We start from the raw sequence: 20668 nt of genomic DNA on the forward strand, positions 1-20668 counted from the left end.
GGACAGCCGGTATATGGTCAGCTAATAAAATCTCTCGAGAGTCTCTTTTCAAGCAGATAAAACAGAACTTCCCGCTTAGATACTTCTACGGGGAGAGTGCCAACGCCATCAAGATACAGATTTGGGGCACACTCATTGCCAATTTATTACTGTCACTGCTGCAAAGCTCATTGCAGAGGCGGTGGAGTTTCTCAGGGCTGGCTACTATGGTGCGCATTGTACTTATGGAATACCTTAACATGAATAATTTCTTCAACATACCGGATGCCGATATGAAACTCATACTTGAAGCAGCGGCGGAATCGCCACCGGAGGTAACAGAAAATGAATAAGGGGGCTTGTCACTAATATGCTGTCATCCGAACTATTGTGTCTCAATGAGTTGGAATGAGGATTTCTATGTTCAGCGGACAGTAATATTAAATTATTAGGGTTTATAAACATTATAAAACAAAAAGAGGTATAGGATTACCCTATACCATTCGTGTATGTGTGTTATTGAAAATATTATCGCGCTTTCTGTGAGCTAACTGTGTCATTGCTATTGCGTTAAGTCCAGCAGTCTCTGTTCGTAAACGGCTCTCTCCAAGTGTTACGCTTTGAAAACCAGCCGCTAGTGCAAGTTGGACTTCATCTATAGAGAAATCGCCTTCTGGTCCTACAAGTATCAAAACATCATCTTTTAAATTTTCTTGTTCTGTGATAACCGAGAAGAAATCATTTTTATCAATCTCATTATAGCAATGGCAGATGAAACTTGCCAAAGAATACTCTTGTTGAGAAGCATTAGTCTCCATTGTCTGAATAAATTCTTTAAAAGAAACCATCTCGTTCACTATAGGCTTCCATCCTTTACGGCTCTGCTTCATAGCCGAAATAACAATTTTCTCTATACGATCAATACGTATTTGCTTGCGTTCTGAAAACCTACAGTCTAAGAAAGTTATCTCATCAATCCCCAGCTCCGTAGCTTTCTCTACCATCCACTCTATACGCCCCATATCTTTTGTTGGAGCTATAGCAAGATGAATACGCCCTTCCCATGTCTTTGTTTGGGGAAGAGTTTCTTTAATAGCATAAGCGCAACGTTTAGCTGAAGTCAGTACCACCTCTGCACGATAGAAACATCCTACCCCATCCATAAGAAATAGCTCATCTCCTTCTTTCATTCGCAATACTCTAACAGCATGTAATGCCTCTTCTGTAGGCAACTCTGTTTGGGCTTTAGCATTAGGTACGTAGAAATATCTAGCTTCTTTCATTTATTTATCTTAATTGGAAAAATAAGGTTATGCTTTATCTCTATTATTGCGTCTGTTTAGCTCATCTCGTATATAAGACGCCGATTCATAATCTTCAGAAGCAATAGCCTTATCAAGCGCACTCTTCAGCATATCCGTATTTAAAGCATTGATGGGTAAAGCTACACGTTCAGTATTAATATTTATGGCACAACTCTGATGTCTAAAAAGTTGCTCATCAATATATATTTCTAATCGAGCTACTAAAGCTATAAGAATAGCATCAGTAACACGTATTGGAGTATAGCTTAAATCGTCTTTATTAATGAGAAAGGCTTTATAATTTCCATCTGTTATTCCACTTATTAATATCTCATAATGCAAACTATTCATCATCGGATGAATAAGACACATCACTTCAGGTAAGCATGTACTAGTATCAGCATGCTCTACCAATCGCTTAGCCAGCTCACGTTCAATATCTTCATTGCAAACAATGGCAATTTGCCTTGTCTTTTCCATATTTTCCAATACTATTAAGTAAAGGTCACTAGAATCGACTAGTTGAGTTATACCTGAATATAGAAGCTTTACTTTTTCCATTAAACTTTCTTTGGACGGAAGATAATTGCAAATGATATACCAACGACAAGGGCATAGCCAGCGAATATAAACCAACATACAGCCCAATCGCCTACAGTAAGAACGTTATCTCCTATTACTTGTGTGTGTGTGTAAGCATTGATAATAGCCTGAGCAGAAAGAGTTCCGATTGTTGCACCTACTCCATTGGTCATTAGCATAAATAATCCTTGAGCCGATGAACGCATAGATGGTTCTGTGCTATTATCTACAAATAACGAGCCCGAAATATTAAAGAAGTCGAAAGCTACACCGTAAACGAGCATAGAGAGAACAAAGAGGAATACACCGGGAATACCTGGATTGCCTAAGCCAAATAAGCCAAAACGCAAAACCCAAGCAAACATAGCAATAAGCATTACATTCTTAATGCCATAACGCTTCATAAATAAAGGTATCAACAAGATACAACAAGTTTCGCTAATTTGAGATAGACTAATCAATATATTAGCATGCTGTACACCAAAGGCATGAGCATATTGTGGTTCTGCACCAAAGCTAAATAAGAAAGGATTAGCAAAGCTATTCGTGATCTGCAAACTAACACCCAATAACATAGAGAATATAAAGAAAATAGCCATCTCCTTTTGTTTAAATAAGGTGAAAGCGCGTAGTCCAAAAGCATCAACAAAGCTCTTCTGAGCACCACCCTTATTAGTCTTACATGGAGGTAATGTAAAAGTATAGAAGAAAAGAATGATACTAAAAACTCCTGAGGTTACAAATTGGTTTTGATTGCTTTGGAAACCAAGAATATCCACCAACCACATAGTCAGAATAAAACCTATTGTACCAAAAACTCGGATAGGAGGAAAAGCCTTTACCGTGTCCATCCCTGCATTGCTGAGAGCAGAATAAGCTACCGAGTTGGTCAATGCCAAGGTTGGCATATAGAAAGCCACCGATAAAGAGTATAAACTAAAGATAATTAAAAATTGGGCATGACTACCTACACTCAAACCATAGGCTGCTGTTCCAAACATAAACAAACCTGCTAACAGATGGCAAAAACCCAATAAGCGTTGTGCTGGTATCCATCTATCGGCAATAATACCCATAATTGCAGGCATAAAAATAGAAACAACACCCTGCATAGAATAAAACCAACCAATTTCTGAAGCTATACCTAAATTACCAAGATACCTACCCATAGATGTTAGATAAGCTCCCCACACAGCGAACTCTAAAAAGTTCATTAGCGCTAAACGTATTTTCAGATTCATGATTATTATGTTGTTTTATATAGGTTGACAAAAGTAAATAATTATTTACAATTACCCAAACTATTGTTTATTTTAATAGGTTTATCATTGAAATTTATTATCCACCCAACGTAAAAATTTTGTTTTTACAATTGGTCTAACACGCTCATCGTCTTTTCTACCAAGAAGAGGAAAAGCATAATCCACCTTCATACTATTTTCTTTTTCTGATAAGGTAAGAATAATAAAGTAAGGCGATATTAACCATTTTAAGTCGCTATAAGTGCTTGCCAACATAGTATCAGGTTTCTCTATTTCTAAAGCCACGTCGGCATTGTTTTCTTTTCGTGTACTCCAGTCTATTGAATATAATTTCAAATCGCTATCAGATGAAGCGTTATTCCACGACTTAACCACAGCAATAGTATTATTATCAAGTTTCTTTACCTGAAGCGTTGTACATTCATTTAAGTTTACCTTTAGATAGTCGTCTGTAAGTTTCTCTATACTAGTAGTATCACCCAATAGGTTTTGAATACTTGGATTAGCTTTTATCGCTACATAATCGGCGAGTTCTGTGCGTAAACTCTTATTAAGATAAGGTAGCAACTTATCTGGCATATTAATCCATATATCGCGCATTGACTGAGCTGACACAAAGCTACAACCCATTGTAAGCATAAATGCTATAAATAACGTCTTCATTAATGATGTATAATTCTTTCGTTTTTAAACAATCCTTTTAAATGCCTTTCATGCTCGTAAAGCTTTCAAACCACTATAAGAATTCTGCACAAAGATACAAAAAAACTAGTATTTACTTTGTCTTTTCTATATTTTACTTTACTTTTGCCAATACAAAACTAACAAGGAGACAAATATGAGATGCCCAGAATGTAATACAGAAATTAATGACGACGAGCAGTATTGTCCTAACTGTGGAACCCCAATACCCCATTCGGATAACTATAATGACGACGATCCACAACTAAGCAAAGGCTTGGTGGTTTTCATCGTTATAGGTACTATTTTCTTACTTGTTTTTGGTGCTTTGTACTATAATAATCATAAAAATGACCCTGAATATACACAAACAGCTATTGAGCCTGACTCGAATTTAGCAGACAATCATCCTGCTAATTTCACTACAGAGCAAAAGGATACTACTGCACAAGACACTACCGAAGCCAAAGAGGAAGAAGCTGCAGCACAAAAGGTTTTTAACAGTATTAGAAAACAACCTCGCCATCTTCATGTTAAGGTACAAGAAGATGGTATATCAACATCGCCTGATGGAAGTGTAGATCTTAACACTCCTCCAACCGAAACGCAAACAAAAGAAGCGCCTACACATAAAGAAACCACTCCTAAACCTAATATTGAGCCAATAGCTGAATAAAATTAATGATAATTATTCGTACAAATATTTTACCTCTAAAGAAGTATGATGCTATGAACTTCTTTGGACTATTATTTGTGCATCATGGTGTTTATCTTTCAGCCGACCTCATTAATCATGAACGCATACATACCTACCAAATGAAAGAAATGGGCTTTTTCTTCTTCTACCTTTGGTATGTTATAGAGTGGCTTATCCGTATTCCGATGAAAGGACGAGCCTATAAAAATATTTCTTTTGAGCGTGAAGCCTACGCTGAAATGGCTAATTCTAATTATTTAAAGCAACGCAAACCTTACGCATGGATAAAGTATCTTAGACAAAAATAATACTTACAACTTTTCGATATTACACACGGTAAGGACATCGCCCACAACTTTAAATCTTACATCTTTTCCATCATAAGGCATACCGTAAACACGATTTTCGTCATTATGATATTGTGGGCGAGGATCTTGTGCTAAGAGTTCTTTTAAAGCTGCTAACTTATTTTTATCAAAGTAAGCACCCCACTTTTCTCCTATCTTTACTGTTAATACTTTCCACTCATGCTCATCTGTAAATCCTCCTAACGCCTTTGAATGGCTATCAACATAAGAAATATAGGGCTTTATATCATAGATAGGAGTGCCATCCATCAAATCTGCCCCCGCCACGTCTATTTTATTATTATCTATCTTCACAATTTTTACCGAAGACAAGCCAAGCCCATTTGGACGGAAAGGCGAACGCGTAGCAAACACTCCTAGGCGCTCATTCCCTCCAAGACGCGGTGGTCGAACCGTGAGCTTAATACCTTCTGTGTTATTTTTGCTCTGATCTTTATTTGCAGAAAAACCCCAAATAAGCCACAAATAATCAAACTTTTCTATTCCTCTAATAGCTTCTTCTCTATTATAAGGTGGTAATAATTCTATAGTACCAACAAGATTTTCAGCAATGCCACTTTGACGTGGAATGCCAAACTTTGATGTTAATGGGGAATGAAAAACAGCTATAGGTTCAATTTCTTTCATATTTGCAAAGATAGTATTTTTACATTCAATACTTGGTAGTTCCTAGCTTTTTTACTTATCTTTGCAGAAGATAGGCTGCACTCGGCAATATTCAAGCAAGCTTGTATTGCGCTCGCTGGCACTATCTTTGCAGAAGATAGGCTGCACTCGACAATATTCAAGCAAGCTTGTATTGCGCTCGCTGGCACTATCTTTGCAGAAGATAGGCTGCACTCGGCAATTTGAAAGTAAACTTTCATTCCACTCATTTGCACTATCTTTGCAAAAGATAAAATCATTACACTTGCATCAATCGAAACTATCAGATACAATTAAAACTTAACTCCTATTCAATGGAAAATCAAGAAAAAACAAACATTGAGTTGCCAGAGAATGCTTTCCGAGAACTCAAAGACGGCGAAGAATATGAGCCGATTATGAAGAAAGATAGGGTTTACCCTGAAGTAAGCCTATGGTCAGTAACTTGGGGTATCCTTATGGCAGTACTCTTTTCGGCAGCAGCAGCTTACCTAGGCTTAAAAGTAGGGCAAGTCTTTGAAGCAGCAATCCCTATTGCCATTATCGCTATTGGGGTATCATCAGCTACTAAACGAAAGAATGCACTAGGAGAAAACGTAATTATTCAGAGTATCGGTGCTTGTTCGGGTGCTGTTGTGGCTGGTGGTATCTTCGTGATGCCTGCCATTTATATGTTAAACCTTGAAGCCGACTTCTTTAAAATATTCATAGCTGCTGCGTTGGGTGGAGTGCTAGGCATCTTATTCCTCATTCCTTTTCGCAAATATTTTGTAAAAGATCAGCATGGTAAATACCCTTTCCCAGAAGCTACTGCTACAACACAGGTACTCGTGAGTGGAGAGAAAGGCGGTAGTCAGGCTAAGCCTTTATTGATAGCTGGCTTAGTGGGTGGCTTGTACGACTTCTGTGTAGCCACTTTTGGCTGGTGGAATGAGACCATAACAAGCCGTATCGTTGGTTTTGGCGAAACCATAGCTGACAAGGCTAAACTTGTATTCAAGGTAAATACAGGTGCTGCAGTGGTTGGCTTAGGCTATATCATTGGCTTGAAGTATGCTTTCATTATTTTTTGTGGCTCGCTCACCATTTGGTGGCTTGTAGTACCAGGTATGAACCTTCTTTTCCACGATACTGTGCTTAATCAGTGGGATCCTAGCATTACACAAACCATCGGACAAATGGCTCCAGAAATGATATTCAAGAGCTATGCACGTTCTATTGGTATTGGCGGTATTGCTATGAGTGGTATTATAGGTATCATCAAGTCGTGGGGTATCATTAAGAGCGCAGTAGGATTGGCTGCTCGTGAAATGAAAGGTAAGGGTGCTGGCGATGCAGAAATCATTCGTACACAACGCGATATTTCTTTTAAAATCATTGCGTTTGGTAGTATTGGTACCCTACTTATCACTTTCGTTTTCTTCTACTTTGGTGTGATGAACTTCAACTTACTACATGCAGTTGTAGCTATCCTCCTTGTTACTGTTATTGCTTTCTTATTTACTACTGTAGCTGCTAACGCCATTGCTATTGTAGGATCGAACCCAGTTTCAGGCATGACACTAATGACACTAATCCTTGCCTCTGTGGTAATGGTAGCCGTAGGATTAAAGGGTAATGCTGGTATGTTGGCAGCTCTTTTAATGGGTGGTGTCGTTTGTACAGCATTGTCTATGGCGGGATCGTTTATTACCGATCTCAAAATTGGTTATTGGCTAGGTACTACTCCAAAGAAGCAAGAAACATGGAAGTTTCTCGGCACTATTATTTCGGCAGCTACAGTGGCAGGCGTAATGATGGTTTTGGACAAAACTTACGGCTTTAACTCTGGCAAACTTGCTGCACCACAAGCCAATGCTATGGCGGCAGTTATTAAGCCTTTAATGAGTGGTCAAGGTGCGCCATGGATACTTTATGGCATCGGAGCAGTGATCGCTTTCGTATTAGATCGCTGTAAGATACCAGCCCTCGCTTTCGCTTTGGGTATGTTTATCCCATTAGAATTAAATGTACCACTACTTATTGGTGGAACGCTTCATTGGTTTGTTACCTCTCGTACTAAGAATGAAGCTGTAAATACTGCACGTGGTGAAAAGGGTACGCTCATTGCGTCAGGCTTTATTGCAGGAGGTGCATTAATGGGAGTAGTATCTGCCCTACTCAAATTTGGAGGAATAGAGTTCGATTATGAAAACTGGTGGACTAACCATTTATCAGAGCTTTGCTCTATTGTTGCTTATGTAACCCTTCTTAGCTATTTCGTTATCGCTACAAAAACAGATAAGAAAAAAGCATAAAACTCTGTAATACAATATATTAAAAAAGAGATGCCTAATAGGCATCTCTTTTTTATATAGGTTCTTTTATTTAGTAAAATACCACCTTTTAAAGAGTAATCGGTAAGCTTTCATATAATAAAAGATGATGCTTTACTAATAAAAATAATTTATTTTTAATCTGTTTTTAATTTATTTTTGATTGAAAAATAAATTATTTTTACTCACAAAAAACTATCTTTTATCACTAGAAAAATACGTTTTCATAAGTTTAAACCACACCTCTTACCACTTAAAAGGTAGCCTCTTATTATCGCCTCCCATGATACCCCATACCGTGATGCTCATCTGGAATATATGCAGAAGTAAAATCAGGATCTTCAAGCGATAAAGGATGAGAAGCTAATGAGGGTTCTGCCATCCAATCAACAACCTTATCCACCCAAAAGTTGGCTGCGATCTGTGTAGGATGAAGCCCATCCACTCGCTTGGCTTGGATAGACGAACTATCGAAGAAACATCCTTTGCCCGTTTGCCCTTTGATAATATCCACAATAGTACGGTTAGGAAAACGGCTATAATGCAACGGCCCTATCCATGTATAAGGAATATCGCCAATGGTTTGAAGAATTGTTTTTACAGCCTCTTCACGGCGTGTATAATCATGATAACCAAGATCATTGATACCTAAACTAATAATGACATAGGTAGGGCGAAATCGGTCTATTTGGTATTGCAGATCAGTAGCCAAAGCCCAATCACGAATAGTACTCCCTATCCATACTTCTGAATGGAACTCAAAATTATTCTTAATGGCGTAATCGTTGAAACGTGGTGCTAGCTTACCTACCATTGAGTCGCCAATTAAAAGGACTATTTGCTTGCTAGAGCCTACTACCTTCTTCTCAGTAGGAACATAATTACCAGACGATGGTGAAAAAGGATTTACAGCTATTTTGCGATCTATCTGCTCGTAGGTTTGTGTCTGCGTATTTAGCACTCGATAGTTCGATTGCGCATAACTTGCCATTGCAGCAAATAATAAAAAGGTATTAAAAAGAAATCGCTTATTCATCACATCATTGTTAGTTTTTACGCTTATTCACCCGATCATATTGCCAAAGCTGTAAGCTATTAATGATGTTTTGCCATAAAACATAGCAACCGGGACCTACAGAGGATAGAGGGTTAAGATAAGTACTTGCTATCCATATAGCAAAGGTAGTATTTTTCTGTCCTGTGGCTTGTCCAGCCTCAACAGTATGATAGAAATGTTTTCCTACAAACCTACCTAAACCAAACTGTAATATACAAATAAAGAGTGAAAAGAGGGCAATAAGCAAAAGCACCATACCTGTAGTATTTGCATGCAGAATATTGCGCATCGTTACACCTGAAACAACCATCAACACCGTACACCAAAGGTAGAAGCCGATATTTTTTTGTAAGAGAATCCACCGATAAAGAGGCTGAAGTAAGGAGGTATGCTTAGTAATATAACCTAAAAGCATAGGAACAACAAGCACTAAGCTTACCTTATAACAAATAGAGATAAACGATGCCCAAAAGTAGATGTGTGCACTAGGCTCTAGTAAAGGGAATGTGGTTGGGATAAAAATAGCACTTAGGAAGTTGGATAAAAAGGTAAAAGTGGTCATTTCCTCTAAACTTCCTCCAAGCTTATTAGTAACCACAGCAGCAGCCGTAGCACATGGACATATAGCACAAATAAAAGTGGCCTCGAGCAAGACAAAGAAAGTTCCCTTAGCATGGAAAATATAAATAGCCCCTAAAAGCAAAACCATAAAAGCCATTTGCATGAAAATAATATAGATATGCCAACGCATAATGCGCAACTTGCGGTAATCAACCTTGCAAAAGGTGATATATAATACCAAGAACATGAGCACAGGCATTGATAGCTTTACCATTGGTTCAAGGCTTGAACCAATATGTCCAAGCATAGGAATATTAGCAAAAAGCAAATAAACTATAATACCAATTGTAATAGCTATAGGCAAGGTCCACGCCTTTAAAAAAGCTAGAAACTTATTCATTCTTTTATTGTTACAGTTGTGCAAAAGTACAAATAAACAGCTAAAAACAGTTGTATATACATTAAAAATCCTACTTGCATCTCTGCAAATAGGATTATAACTACTTTATATTATATTTTGAAAAGAATTCTACTTATCTGATATGAAGCTGATTTGTTACACCTACAGAAGTATCTGAAAAGGTGTTCTTTGTTGCACCACCAAAACTTCTAGTAGTCTTCTTACCAACAGAAGCACGTGAGCTAGCTCGTTCTAGATCTATCTTCATATAGTCGGTTGTATTAGAACTATAAGCATCGCCAAAGAAAGTATCTACCGACTTACCTACTTCTGTACCTAAGTGGAATTTTTGTTTGCTAGCATCAAGAATGAATATCGTACCTGTTCGCTTATATTTGATGTAGATGCTACCATCTGTATTAACATACCATGCAAACTCTAACGTATTTGTTTCTCCCTTATCATTCATATCAATCTCAACGCCATTACCACTTACAGAGTTTACCGCCGAGTTGTATTGGAAGAACTTCATATTGGCAGTAAATTGATCTACTTTTCGCAAATTTGTTTGCTCATCTGTATATTCGTATTGAATTCTACCTATCCACTCTCCTGTCAAAGCTTGAGCTTCAGCTAGTAAATCATTATTTTGTGCATTGATTTCATTGTTATAATAGTTATTCCACCTATAGTTATTTGAGTTATAATCATCCCAATAAGCATCATTTGGGAAACCTACCAAAATGGCACTCATAAATTGATCGAACTCATAATTAGTAGCTTCTGGATAATGATACCAAAACCAATTGTATGCAGTACGATAGTCGCGGCTTAAACGACTAGCTATAAAATCGTTTATTGCATTATCCACAAGACTAACGCCATACTCTTCATAATAGCTACTGTCGCAACTCGTAAATGTAACGGGAGTACTTAATAGCGCAAGCGCTAAAAATAGTTTAGTAAATCGTTTCATATTCGTAAGCTTTTAAAAATTTCTTTATTTTTTGTTTATGTTGCAAAGTTATACCTAAGATGAGCATATCGCAAGAGAGTTTTCTCTATACCTAGATAGGAAATTCCCTAAACTATTGCGGGAAAATATACAATATTGAGAAACAAAAAAAGCTACCCACGACAACGTGAATAGCCTTCAATAGTTTTATATAGTCAGAAATTATTCTTCTACAACAATAAATTCGTCCTTACCTACACCACAAATAGGGCAAACCCAATCTTCTGGAATATCTTCAAAAGCTGTACCTGGAGCGATACCACCTTCTGGGTCGCCTACTTCTGGATCATAAATATAGCCACATGGCTCGCATTCATACTTCTTCATAATGTTTATTATTTTAAAAATTATACTTATCTTTTCGTACCGCAAAGATATATCTAAAATGTAGTTCTTACAAGAGAAAGCACGATAAATTATAGATTTTTTACAAAAAAATCTTTTCCGCCCTATCTCATCATTCCTCTTTGTAAAGACACATCTTTAATAATATTATCCAACTTGGTATGTGAGTCTTGAAAGTTTAGCAAGGTATGTAACGAAGAGGCATTCTGCAAATCTATTACGCGTGGTAATAGTATACGTGCAACAGCAAGTTTCTCCTCATCCCATGTTTTAGAACTCATAAAGTAGGCACACTGCTTACAAGTAAAGAGACCTCCCAAAGCAGCTACCTTTAATATCTTTATTTTTCCTTCATCCCATGTTTCGCTATTATAATACTGTTTTAGTTGTTGGAAGGCTGCATCAGACATTGGTGGTAAATATCCGAAATATGGATCTTGCATCGGTGGAAAGATGATTGTACCTGATTGGGATATTGGTGGAGGAATAGGCTGTGAGTTAGTGCGAGTGCTGAGATTAGCATCTTTATACATATCATCATTAGTTGTCGTTTCAAAAGCTACAACTTTTCTTTGATTAAAAGTAATGGTTGTTACACGATATATAAGTGATCGCATATAATAATAGATCCAAACTTCCACTTCATGGTCAGCACTTCGCTCTGAAGGATTTCCTATTAAAGCCTTCACTTCGCTCATATCCATACCTACTTCTAACTTGTCTACATTCTTCATTTTAGGCTTTTGAGCAAAGACACATATACTAAAGAATGATAATAGCACTATAAAAAAATATTTTTTCATTAGCATAAAATTTTAAAAGTGTTAGTAAACTCTCTATAATTTGATAGTACAAATATACACAAAAATCATATAAATGGTAGAACATAACAAGTTTTTTAAGTATCTTTGCATCATAAAGAAAATAAAGATTGAATAAATAAGATGACAACAACAGAAAGCAACACTAATGAAGAGAAGCGCAGCTTGAGCTTCGTTGAACAGCTCGTAGAAGAGGATTTGGCAAAAGGTAAGAACGGAGGACGCATTCAAACACGTTTTCCACCAGAACCAAATGGCTATCTACACATCGGTCATGCGAAAGCTATCTGTATGGACTTCGGTGTAGCTGAACACTATAATGGTATTTGTAATCTTCGTTTTGACGACACAAATCCTAGCAAGGAAAATAATGAATACGTAGAGAATATCTTGAATGATATTAGCTGGTTGGGCTTTAAATGGGGCAATATTTACTATGCTTCCGACTATTTTGAGAAGCTATGGGACTTTGCCGTATGGATGATTAAGAAGGGACTAGCTTACATTGACGAACAAAGTGCTGAAGAAATAGCAGCTCAAAAGGGTACTCCTACTACTGCTGGAACTCCATCACCTTACCGTGATCGCCCTATTGAAGAAAGTTTGGCTTTGTTTGAACAAATGAATACTCCTGAAGCTGTTGAAGGAAGTATGGTCTTACGTGCAAAGCTAGATATGGCAAACCCTAACATGCACTTCCGCGATCCTATTATGTATCGCATCATTCACATACCTCATCACAGAACGGGAACCAAGTGGAACGCTTATCCTATGTATGACTTTGCCCATGGACAAAGCGACTATTTTGAAGGAGTAACCCACTCTATCTGTACACTTGAGTTTGTTCCTCACCGCCCACTCTACGATAAGTTTGTAGACTTCTTGAAGGAAATGGATGGAAGCGATACCCCATTAGATGATAACCGCCCACGACAAATAGAGTTTAACCGCTTAAACCTTACCTACACCGTGATGTCAAAGCGTAAGTTGCATCAGCTAGTTGATGAACATTTCGTAAATGGCTGGGACGATCCTCGTATGCCTACTATCTGTGGTATGCGCCGTAGAGGTTACTCTCCAGAGAGTGTTCGTGGCTTCATCGACGCTATTGGTTACACAAAATTTGATGCGTTGAACGATGTAGCATTGCTCGAAGCATCTGTTCGTGAAGACCTTAATAAGCGTGCAACACGTGTAAGCGCTGTAGTCAACCCTGTCAAACTTGTTATCACTAACTACCCAGAAGGTCAAACAGAAGAAATGGAAGCTATTGATAATCCTGAAGATGAGAATAGCGCAAAGCACACTATTACCTTCTCAAAGAACCTATGGATAGAGCGCGATGACTTTATGGAAGATGCTCCTAAGAAGTTTTTCCGTATGGCTCCAGGAAAGGAAGTGCGCTTAAAGAATGCCTATATCGTGATGTGTACAGGATGCACCAAGGATGCTGAAGGTAATATTATAGAGATACAAGCTGAATATGATGCCAACAGTAAGAGTGGTATGGAGGGTGCTAACCGTAAGGTAAAAGGTACACTTCACTGGGTAAGTGCTGACCACTGCTTAAAGGCAGAGGTAAGAGAATATGATCGTTTATTCAATGTAGAAAATCCTTCTGCTGATGAACGCGACTTCTTAGAGTTGCTAAATCCAGAAAGTTTAAAGATAAACAACGAGGTATATGTAGAGAAATACTTGGCAGAAAAAAAGCCAGGCGATTACCTACAGTTCCAACGTATTGGCTACTTTATGCTCGATCCTGACACCACTTCCGACCATCTTATATTCAATAAGACCGTAGGTTTGAAAGATACTTGGGCTAAGCAAGCTAAAGGATAAATAACAATTTCGATTTAAAATAAATAAGGAGATAGTTTGAACAAATACTATCAAACAGAAAAGTTCAAAGCAATTCTGAATACATACGAAGAATTGCAACAAGGTAATATCGGTGGGTTCCTCGATGCAGAGGAGCTTACCGATATTGCGGAATATTATCATTACAAAGGGATGATGAAGGAAATGATGGATACCCTCAACTATACTATCAACATCTTCCCTGGTGCTGTAGCACCTATTGTTTTAAAAGCAAGGGTGGAACTCTTTCATAATCACAATCTTAAAGCTGCCCAAAACTTGGCAGAAGAAGTAGAAGATACTAACGATATGGAGTATATATACCTCATGGCAGAGACTCTTTTATATCAAGACAAAGCTAGTGAGGCTAATGCTTTTATCAACGAACATTACAGCCAGCTCTCCGACAACGCTGAAAGGGACGAGTATGCCACAGAGGTTGCTAGCTTCTTTCTTGACTATTCTAAGCCAGAACTTGCAAAAAGATGGCTAGATAAGGTTATGAAAAAAGACACCGATTACTATAAAGAGACCAATGCAAGACTACTAAAAGAGGAGGGCAAATACGAGGAAAGCGAGGATATATATAATCACTTGCTTGATAACAATCCCTACGCTAGCGAATATTGGAATGAGCTTGCACAAAGTCAAATACTTCACAAAGATTATAATGGTGCAGTAACTTCTAGCGAATATGCCATCGCCATTAATCCTGAAGATGATGATGCTATTCTCAATAAAGCTACAGCTCTCTTCGCTCTGAATAATTATGAAGAAGCGTTGAAATATTATCTTCGCTATAAGGAACTCGTTCCCTTTGGCGACACGAGTTCGGTAGATATTACTATTGGACATATTCTTCTATCAATGGAAGACGACGAGAAAGCTAAGGAATACTTTGAACATGGCTATATGATTTCAGAGGATAAGCCTACAACTCTGATACACATTGCTATTTCAACATTCGAAAATGGATATACAAGCTATGCTTATGATATTCTCAAAACGATCATTGGCAATTGCGAAGAAAAATGGAAGCTAGGCTATGGCTATTTGGCACGCTGCTGCTATGAGCTGATGAAAGAAGATGAATTTAAGAAATATCTTGCCATTGCTGTGGAGCGTAATCCAGAGGAAAGTACTGATTTGCTAGGTGATCTCTTCCCCGAAGGAACAGAGCCTAAGGATTATCCCACTACCCCTCTCTTAGAGTTTATTTAATCAAATAACAAATATCAGAACATTATTATGGGTTTTATATCTTCATTACTTTCACAACTTAACTATGGGTACATCTTTCTGCTGATGTTATTAGAGAGTACCGTTATTCCTGTGCCGTCAGAACTTGTTGTAACACCGGCAGCCTATCATGCCGCAGGTGGCAACCTTAACGTTTGGCTTGTTATCTTGTTCTCAACATTAGGAGCAGCCGTTGGAGCTAGCATCAATTACATTGCAGGGTACTATTTAGGTCGACCTATTATCTATAAGTTTGCTAATAGTAAATGGGGGCACGCTTGTCTCTTAAACCAAGCTAAAGTAGAAAAGAGTGAAAAATATTTCGACGATCATGGTATGGTTGCTACAATCACTGGCAGACTGATTCCTGGCATACGCCACCTTATTTCTATTCCTGCAGGATTGGCTAAGATGTCCTATTGGAAGTTTTTGCTCTACACAATAATTGGAGCTACCGCATGGCATAGTATCTTGGCAGGATTAGGGTACTATCTTCATAGCTTTGTACCAGAAAACCAGTTGAATGATGAAATCAATGAATATGGAGAATATATCAAGATAGCAATACTTGCTTTAGCTATCATTGCCATCCTATATGTTACCGTAAAATGGTTTATCAAGCGTAATAAGTCTAAGTAAATCATTATTGAAAGCTCTAAACAGAAACTATAAATAAGCAATAGAAAAAATGGCAGTAAACAAAAAATATATAGAAAATATTATTGGCGAAACCATACTTACCAATGAGGAAGAACGCCAACTTGCCGACCGCATAAAGGTAGGCGATGCTAAAGCTTTAGAAAAGTTGACAAAGGCAAATCTTACCTTTGTAGTCTCTATTGCGCATCAATATAAAGAGCAAGGCTTAGATGAAAACGACCTCATAAGCGAAGGTAACATCGGCATGATGTATGCTGCACAAAAGTTTGATGGAACAAAAGGAGTGCGCTTTGTCAACTTTGCTGCTTCTTACATTCGGAAAGCAATGGAAGATGCTATAAAGGAACAAACAGCTTTGTATAAGGTTCCCAAAAACGAGAAAAACAGATTTGAACAGAAACGTGCAAAAGCAATCTCGCTTGATCAACCAGTACCTGTAGGAAGTAACAACAACTTTACCTTGCAAAATGTCATAGTAAATGGTGATACTGCAAACACTGATGATGACGTAACTACCAATATGCTCAATACTGCGCTCAAACAAAGTATGAAATTCCTAAATGAGCGAGAAACAGCGGTTATTACCCAACTATATGGACTTGATGGTGTTCACTTCACAATGGCAGAAGTTGCTGAAACATTAGGTTTAAAACGAGAGCGTATTCGCCAAATTCGCAATACTGCGCTACGTAAGTTACATCGAAACTTAAAGTAAATACCTATAAAGTATTTTATTGGAAGTCAGTGATGAATTGCTCAGTAAGCTGTGAAAATGTCAAATCAGAAATCTTATACTTCCTTTGTATAAAGTTCAACAAATGGGTACGAGTGGAGTGGTAGCCAAGTTACCCTTTATCTAAAAAAAGGATTAAGACTAATAGGCGCTAGTCTTAATCCTTTCTTTGATATAAACAAGTTGAAAACATTCAAGTTTCAACTACCTGTTTAAAATTAATTGATTTCTTTCAACTGCTCTGCAACTTCTGCATTGACACGATCAATAAATTGCTGAATAGTCATAGTAGACTGTTCGCCACCACCCTGCTTACGCATAGCAACAAGACCTTCAGCAGCTTCTTTCTCACCTACAACAACCATATAAGGAATACGCTTTAACTCGTTATCACGGATCTTACGCCCAATTTTTTCATTACGATCATCAATTAAGGCGCGAACACCAGCAGTGTCAAGTTTCTGCATTACTTCACGTGCATAGTCGTTATACTTCTCAGAAATAGGAAGAATAGCCACCTGATCTGGGGTCAACCACAATGGGAAATGACCAGCAGTATGCTCTATCAATACAGCTGTAAAACGCTCCATAGAACCGAAAGGTGCACGATGAACCATCACTGGAGTTTTCTTGGTATTATCTTCTGCTGTATATTCTAAGTGGAAACGCTGTGGAAGATTGTAATCTACCTGTATAGTACCCAACTGCCAACGACGTCCGATAGCATCTTTTACCATGAAATCAAGCTTAGGACCATAGAATGCAGCTTCGCCAAGCTCAACAGTTGCCTTTAAGCCCTTCTCTGCACATGCTTCCTTAATAGCTTGCTCACTTTCATTCCAAACATCGTCCTCACCAATATATTTCTCCTTATCCTCAGGGTCACGCAAAGAAATCTGTGCTTCATAGTTTTCGAAACCAAAAGTCTTGAATACCTTTAAGATGATATCAATATTATTTTCGAATTCTGCTTTTACCTGATCTGGGCGAACGAAGATATGTGCATCGTCCTGAGTAAAGTTACGAACACGTGTTAATCCATGCAACTCACCGCTCTTTTCATAACGGTATACTGTTCCAAACTCAGCTATACGCAAAGGAAGATCCTTGTAAGAACGTGGTTTGTGTGCATAAATTTCACAGTGGTGAGGACAGTTCATAGGCTTCAACATATATTCTTCATCTTCCTCAGGAGTCTGTATAGGTTGGAAAGCATCCTTACCATAGTGGGCATAGTGTCCAGAAGTTACATAAAGGTTCTTACTACCAATACCTGGAGTAATAACTTCTTGGTAGTTATATGGCTTCAAAAGCTTACGCAACAAGTCTTGAAGACGTAGACGGAGCTGGGTGCCCTTTGGTAACCAAATAGGCAAACCTTTACCCACACGATCAGAGAACATAAACAATTCCATCTCCTTACCAATTTTACGGTGATCGCGCTTCTTAGCCTCCTCCAACATAACGAGGTATTCATCAAGCATCTTTTTCTTTGGGAAAGTAATACCATAAATACGTGTTAGCTGATCATTCTTAGCATCACCGCGCCAAAAAGCACCTGCTACACTAGTCAATTTTACAGCTTTAATTATACCTGTTGAAACCAAGTGAGGACCGCGACAAAGGTCAGTGAAGTTGCCTTGAGAATAGGTAGAGATAGTACCATCTTCCAAGTCTTGGTCTATATGTTCCACCTTATATGTCTGACCATCAGCAGTAAATTCCTTTATAGCTTCAGCTTTTGGCACCTCTCGGCGAATAATAGGACTATCTTTCTTTGCTAGTTCTAGCATTTTTGCCTCAATCTTTGGAAAATCGTTTTCTGAAATTGGAGTTCCATCGGCTGTCTGAACATCATAAAAGAATCCATTTTCTATAGCTGGACCGAAACCAAACTGAATGCCAGGATAAAGCTCTTTCAAAGCCTCTGCTAATAAGTGAGCAGATGAATGCCAGAAACTATGCTTACCTTCTTCGTCCTCAAAACGATAAAGAGCTATTGTAGCATCTTCATTAATAGGACGATTCAACTCTGTTGTAACACCATTTACACCGCAAGATACAACGTTGCGAGCGAGAGCCGGTGATATGCTCTCGGCGATTTGATAACCAGTGACTCCCTGTTCGTATTCGCGAACAGATCCGTCAGGAAATGTGATTTTAACCATACTACAAATTAGTTTTATAAATCAAAGTTACCGCAAAGTTACTAATATAAAATGTTAATACATAACTATTTTATTATTTATGAATATTTTTTTAGTATTACCGCTTTAATACATAGAATAAATATTGGATTAAGTCTATTAAAAAGCCCAGCTACTTTATGTAACTGGGCTAAAATATGATATTAAATATTTATTTATCTTAGTAGCTAGGCTCCACAGAAGAACAAAACAACTAACTGTGCTGTAAGAATACGCAGGAACATACTCAAAGGATATACTGTAGAATAACCAATTGCTGGAGCTTCTCCTGTACATACAGAATTGGCATAAGCAAGTGCTGGTGGGTCTGTATAAGTACCTGCTAGCATACCCATAATGGTAAAGTAGTTGAACTTGTATTTCTTTCGTGCAATAGTTCCTATAATCAATATTGGAATAATTGTGATTAAGAAGCCTGTATAAACATACTTCAAGCCATCACCTTGTACTACTGTATCCCAAAAGCCATGACCAGCTTTAATGCCCACAGAAGCAAGAAACAGAGCCAAGCCAAATTCACGAAGCATCATATTAGCAGATGTTGTTGTATAAGTAACCAAATGCATACGATAGCCAAAACGACCAATAAAAATAGCAATAATCAATGGGCCGCCAGCCAATCCAAGCTTCAAAGGTACAGGCATTCCTGGAATTGCAAGTGGAAGACTACCAAAAAGCAAGCCCACCATAATACCAATGAAGATAGTAGCAAGGTTTGGATGATTTAGTACTTTTTCAGAATTACCGACCATTTCAGCTACACGTGCTACATTTTCTTCTGTACCAACCACAGTAATCCGATCGCCTACATTAAAGATATGGCTACTTGACGCAAATAATTCCATTCCTTGACGAGTAATTCGTGTAATATTAACACCATAAACTGCATTAAAAGGTATTTTACCTAGCATCTTACCATTCATAGCCCCACGAGTAACGAGAATTTGCTTACTAATGAGACGTTGCTGCTGCTTTTCCTCATGCCAGTTTACTTCTATTTCTGGTCCTATAAAGGCTTGAATAGCAGAAGCATCCATTTCGGCACAAACAACAAGAATTTCATCACCTTCTTCAAAGTTAGTATTACGTGTAGGAACTGTGATTTCACCATTGTGCATAATACGCGTACACACCATATCTCGATTAAGGAATTGGGTAATTTCCTCCATAGTACGTCCTGCTATATAAGCATTCGATACCTTCAAATACATAATACGAGGCTTTGCATCAGGGCTCTCACCTTCTTCAGCTAAAAGCTTTTTATTCTCATCATCTAAGTCAACCCTACATATATACTTAATTGCCAAGGTTGCACTGATGATACCTACTACACCAAGAGGATATGCACAAGCATAACCTGAGGCAATATCAAAATTGTGAGTAGTGGTAAACACACTGCTTAAAGCTTCTTTTGCAGCACCAAGACCAGGCGTATTAGTAACAGCACCATAGAGCGTACCCACCATCATTGGCAGGTTATTGGGGTTGCTAGTATCGAAGAAGATGTAGTAGCAGCCAAACATAACAAGAATGTTCAATAAGATAGCTACTGCTGATAAAGCATTCAACTTGATACCACCTTTACCAAAACTCTCAAAAAAACCTGGTCCTACTTGCAAACCAATCATAAAGACAAAGAGGATAAGCCCAAAATCTTGAAGGAATGTTAGTGTGGAAAGTGGTCCTGTAAAACCAACATGCCCCGCAACAATGCCAGCAAACAATACAAAGGTTACTCCCAAAGAAATACCACCAACCTTTATCTTTCCGAGATAAATACCAGCGGCAATAACAATTGAATAGAGCAATACGATATGCGCTATGCTTTCTTCATTAGTAAATAAATTTATTAACCAGTCCATAATTGTATATTAAAGTGGTACAAAGTTACACATTAAAAGATAATTTAAAGAAAGAAATAAAATGCTTTTTTCATC

19 protein-coding genes and 1 pseudogene are annotated in these 20668 nt (G+C 37.9%); 8 read left to right on the forward strand and 12 right to left on the reverse strand.

Annotated features, from left to right (window positions below):
• Positions 1 to 38: 38 nt before the first annotated feature.
• Positions 39 to 332, forward strand: a pseudogene (locus PREBIDRAFT_RS11660) (IS4 family transposase); the annotation flags it as partial.
• A gap of 141 nt (positions 333 to 473) precedes the next feature.
• Here the strand turns inward: PREBIDRAFT_RS11660 and PREBIDRAFT_RS02055 are convergent.
• The 4 genes from PREBIDRAFT_RS02055 to PREBIDRAFT_RS02070 form a co-directional block, all read right to left on the reverse strand.
• The gene (locus PREBIDRAFT_RS02055) at positions 474 to 1262 is read right to left on the reverse strand and encodes an RsmE family RNA methyltransferase (RefSeq protein WP_004337033.1); all 789 of its coding nucleotides are present in this window, start codon (positions 1260 to 1262) and stop codon (positions 474 to 476) included.
• Positions 1263 to 1289: 27 nt separating this feature from the next.
• Complete coding sequence (locus PREBIDRAFT_RS02060; RefSeq protein WP_004339072.1) at positions 1290 to 1844, reverse strand: UvrB/UvrC motif-containing protein; 555 nt, start codon at positions 1842 to 1844, stop codon at positions 1290 to 1292.
• Positions 1844 to 3106 carry an MFS transporter gene (locus PREBIDRAFT_RS02065; protein ID WP_004337037.1) on the reverse strand — a complete coding sequence of 421 codons (1263 nt, stop codon included), beginning with the start codon at positions 3104 to 3106 and terminating at the stop codon, positions 1844 to 1846. The genes PREBIDRAFT_RS02060 and PREBIDRAFT_RS02065 overlap by 1 nt, the downstream gene beginning before the upstream one ends.
• Before the next feature lie 84 nt (positions 3107 to 3190).
• On the reverse strand, positions 3191 to 3790 hold the full coding sequence (locus PREBIDRAFT_RS02070) for a DUF3256 family protein (protein ID WP_004339073.1): 600 nt from the start codon (positions 3788 to 3790) through the stop codon (positions 3191 to 3193).
• Positions 3791 to 3965: 175 nt separating this feature from the next.
• Between PREBIDRAFT_RS02070 and PREBIDRAFT_RS02075 the strand changes: the two genes are divergently transcribed.
• Together PREBIDRAFT_RS02075 and PREBIDRAFT_RS02080 are read left to right on the forward strand one after the other, a co-directional pair.
• Complete coding sequence (locus PREBIDRAFT_RS02075; RefSeq protein WP_004337040.1) at positions 3966 to 4484, forward strand: zinc-ribbon domain-containing protein; 519 nt, start codon at positions 3966 to 3968, stop codon at positions 4482 to 4484.
• Between the two features lie 5 nt (positions 4485 to 4489).
• Entirely contained in the window at positions 4490 to 4813 is a 324-nt protein-coding gene (locus PREBIDRAFT_RS02080; protein ID WP_004337041.1) for a hypothetical protein, read from the forward strand.
• Positions 4814 to 4816: 3 nt separating this feature from the next.
• Here the strand turns inward: PREBIDRAFT_RS02080 and tsaA are convergent, their stop codons facing one another.
• Positions 4817 to 5500, reverse strand: a complete 684-nt coding sequence (tsaA, locus tag PREBIDRAFT_RS02085; RefSeq protein ID WP_004337042.1) for a tRNA (N6-threonylcarbamoyladenosine(37)-N6)-methyltransferase TrmO — start codon at positions 5498 to 5500, stop codon at positions 4817 to 4819.
• A 332-nt stretch (positions 5501 to 5832) separates the two neighbouring features.
• On the opposite strand from tsaA, the gene PREBIDRAFT_RS02095 reads away from it, so the two are divergent.
• On the forward strand, positions 5833 to 7815 hold the full coding sequence (locus tag PREBIDRAFT_RS02095; RefSeq protein WP_004336425.1) for an OPT family oligopeptide transporter: 1983 nt from the start codon (positions 5833 to 5835) through the stop codon (positions 7813 to 7815).
• 289 nt (positions 7816 to 8104) lie between these two features.
• On the opposite strand, the gene PREBIDRAFT_RS02100 is transcribed toward PREBIDRAFT_RS02095, so the two are convergent.
• The 5 genes from PREBIDRAFT_RS02100 to PREBIDRAFT_RS02115 form a co-directional block, all read right to left on the reverse strand.
• A complete protein-coding gene (locus PREBIDRAFT_RS02100; RefSeq protein WP_004336424.1) occupies positions 8105 to 8869 on the reverse strand; it encodes an SGNH/GDSL hydrolase family protein in 765 nt (254 codons plus the stop codon).
• A 10-nt stretch (positions 8870 to 8879) separates the two neighbouring features.
• On the reverse strand, positions 8880 to 9851 hold the full coding sequence (locus PREBIDRAFT_RS02105) for a bile acid:sodium symporter family protein (RefSeq protein ID WP_004336423.1): 972 nt from the start codon (positions 9849 to 9851) through the stop codon (positions 8880 to 8882).
• 133 nt (positions 9852 to 9984) lie between these two features.
• On the reverse strand, positions 9985 to 10827 hold the full coding sequence (locus PREBIDRAFT_RS02110) for a hypothetical protein (protein ID WP_004336422.1): 843 nt from the start codon (positions 10825 to 10827) through the stop codon (positions 9985 to 9987).
• 201 nt (positions 10828 to 11028) lie between these two features.
• Positions 11029 to 11193 (reverse strand): rubredoxin, encoded by a 165-nt coding sequence (rd, locus tag PREBIDRAFT_RS10905; RefSeq protein WP_004336421.1) that lies wholly within the window; start codon positions 11191 to 11193, stop codon positions 11029 to 11031.
• Positions 11194 to 11315: 122 nt separating this feature from the next.
• Positions 11316 to 11945, reverse strand: a complete 630-nt coding sequence (locus PREBIDRAFT_RS02115; RefSeq protein WP_004336420.1) for a DUF4476 domain-containing protein — start codon at positions 11943 to 11945, stop codon at positions 11316 to 11318.
• A gap of 210 nt (positions 11946 to 12155) precedes the next feature.
• On the opposite strand from PREBIDRAFT_RS02115, the gene PREBIDRAFT_RS02120 reads away from it, so the two are divergent.
• Genes PREBIDRAFT_RS02120 through PREBIDRAFT_RS02135 form a run of 4 tightly spaced genes read left to right on the forward strand, consistent with a single transcriptional unit; the run spans position 12156 to position 16506 of the window.
• A complete protein-coding gene (locus PREBIDRAFT_RS02120; protein ID WP_004336419.1) occupies positions 12156 to 13874 on the forward strand; it encodes a glutamine--tRNA ligase/YqeY domain fusion protein in 1719 nt (572 codons plus the stop codon).
• A gap of 36 nt (positions 13875 to 13910) precedes the next feature.
• Positions 13911 to 15113 (forward strand): tetratricopeptide repeat protein, encoded by a 1203-nt coding sequence (locus tag PREBIDRAFT_RS02125; protein WP_004336418.1) that lies wholly within the window; start codon positions 13911 to 13913, stop codon positions 15111 to 15113.
• Between the two features lie 27 nt (positions 15114 to 15140).
• Positions 15141 to 15770 carry a DedA family protein gene (locus tag PREBIDRAFT_RS02130; RefSeq protein WP_004336417.1) on the forward strand — a complete coding sequence of 210 codons (630 nt, stop codon included), beginning with the start codon at positions 15141 to 15143 and terminating at the stop codon, positions 15768 to 15770.
• A 49-nt stretch (positions 15771 to 15819) separates the two neighbouring features.
• A complete protein-coding gene (locus PREBIDRAFT_RS02135; RefSeq protein ID WP_004336416.1) occupies positions 15820 to 16506 on the forward strand; it encodes a sigma-70 family RNA polymerase sigma factor in 687 nt (228 codons plus the stop codon).
• Between the two features lie 236 nt (positions 16507 to 16742).
• Here PREBIDRAFT_RS02135 and thrS read toward each other — a convergent pair whose 3' ends face one another.
• Positions 16743 to 18692, reverse strand: a complete 1950-nt coding sequence (gene thrS / locus PREBIDRAFT_RS02140) for a threonine--tRNA ligase (protein ID WP_004336414.1) — start codon at positions 18690 to 18692, stop codon at positions 16743 to 16745.
• A 206-nt stretch (positions 18693 to 18898) separates the two neighbouring features.
• Positions 18899 to 20593, reverse strand: a complete 1695-nt coding sequence (locus tag PREBIDRAFT_RS02145; protein WP_004336412.1) for a putative transporter — start codon at positions 20591 to 20593, stop codon at positions 18899 to 18901.
• Positions 20594 to 20668: the final 75 nt, after the last annotated feature.

Source organism: Prevotella bivia DSM 20514 (genome assembly GCF_000262545.1).
Classification (GTDB): Bacteria; Bacteroidota; Bacteroidia; order Bacteroidales; family Bacteroidaceae; genus Prevotella; species Prevotella bivia.

Bases quoted from the DNA above. Each gene is read 5' to 3' on its own strand.
- tsaA (WP_004337042.1), bottom strand. From the start codon at position 5,500: ATGAAAGAAATTGAACCTATAGCTGTTTTTCATTCCCCATTAACATCA.
- PREBIDRAFT_RS02120 (WP_004336419.1), top strand. From the start codon at position 12,156: ATGACAACAACAGAAAGCAACACTAATGAAGAGAAGCGCAGCTTGAGC.
- PREBIDRAFT_RS02095 (WP_004336425.1), top strand. From the start codon at position 5,833: ATGGAAAATCAAGAAAAAACAAACATTGAGTTGCCAGAGAATGCTTTC.
- PREBIDRAFT_RS02135 (WP_004336416.1), top strand. From the start codon at position 15,820: ATGGCAGTAAACAAAAAATATATAGAAAATATTATTGGCGAAACCATA.
- PREBIDRAFT_RS02105 (WP_004336423.1), bottom strand. From the start codon at position 9,851: ATGAATAAGTTTCTAGCTTTTTTAAAGGCGTGGACCTTGCCTATAGCT.
- rd (WP_004336421.1), bottom strand. From the start codon at position 11,193: ATGAAGAAGTATGAATGCGAGCCATGTGGCTATATTTATGATCCAGAA.
- thrS (WP_004336414.1), bottom strand. From the start codon at position 18,692: ATGGTTAAAATCACATTTCCTGACGGATCTGTTCGCGAATACGAACAG.
- PREBIDRAFT_RS02080 (WP_004337041.1), top strand. From the start codon at position 4,490: ATGATAATTATTCGTACAAATATTTTACCTCTAAAGAAGTATGATGCT.
- PREBIDRAFT_RS02145 (WP_004336412.1), bottom strand. From the start codon at position 20,593: ATGGACTGGTTAATAAATTTATTTACTAATGAAGAAAGCATAGCGCAT.
- PREBIDRAFT_RS02110 (WP_004336422.1), bottom strand. From the start codon at position 10,827: ATGAAACGATTTACTAAACTATTTTTAGCGCTTGCGCTATTAAGTACT.
- PREBIDRAFT_RS02130 (WP_004336417.1), top strand. From the start codon at position 15,141: ATGGGTTTTATATCTTCATTACTTTCACAACTTAACTATGGGTACATC.
- PREBIDRAFT_RS02075 (WP_004337040.1), top strand. From the start codon at position 3,966: ATGAGATGCCCAGAATGTAATACAGAAATTAATGACGACGAGCAGTAT.
- PREBIDRAFT_RS02070 (WP_004339073.1), bottom strand. From the start codon at position 3,790: ATGAAGACGTTATTTATAGCATTTATGCTTACAATGGGTTGTAGCTTT.
- PREBIDRAFT_RS02115 (WP_004336420.1), bottom strand. From the start codon at position 11,945: ATGAAGAATGTAGACAAGTTAGAAGTAGGTATGGATATGAGCGAAGTG.
- PREBIDRAFT_RS02065 (WP_004337037.1), bottom strand. From the start codon at position 3,106: ATGAATCTGAAAATACGTTTAGCGCTAATGAACTTTTTAGAGTTCGCT.
- PREBIDRAFT_RS02100 (WP_004336424.1), bottom strand. From the start codon at position 8,869: ATGAATAAGCGATTTCTTTTTAATACCTTTTTATTATTTGCTGCAATG.
- PREBIDRAFT_RS02055 (WP_004337033.1), bottom strand. From the start codon at position 1,262: ATGAAAGAAGCTAGATATTTCTACGTACCTAATGCTAAAGCCCAAACA.
- PREBIDRAFT_RS02060 (WP_004339072.1), bottom strand. From the start codon at position 1,844: ATGGAAAAAGTAAAGCTTCTATATTCAGGTATAACTCAACTAGTCGAT.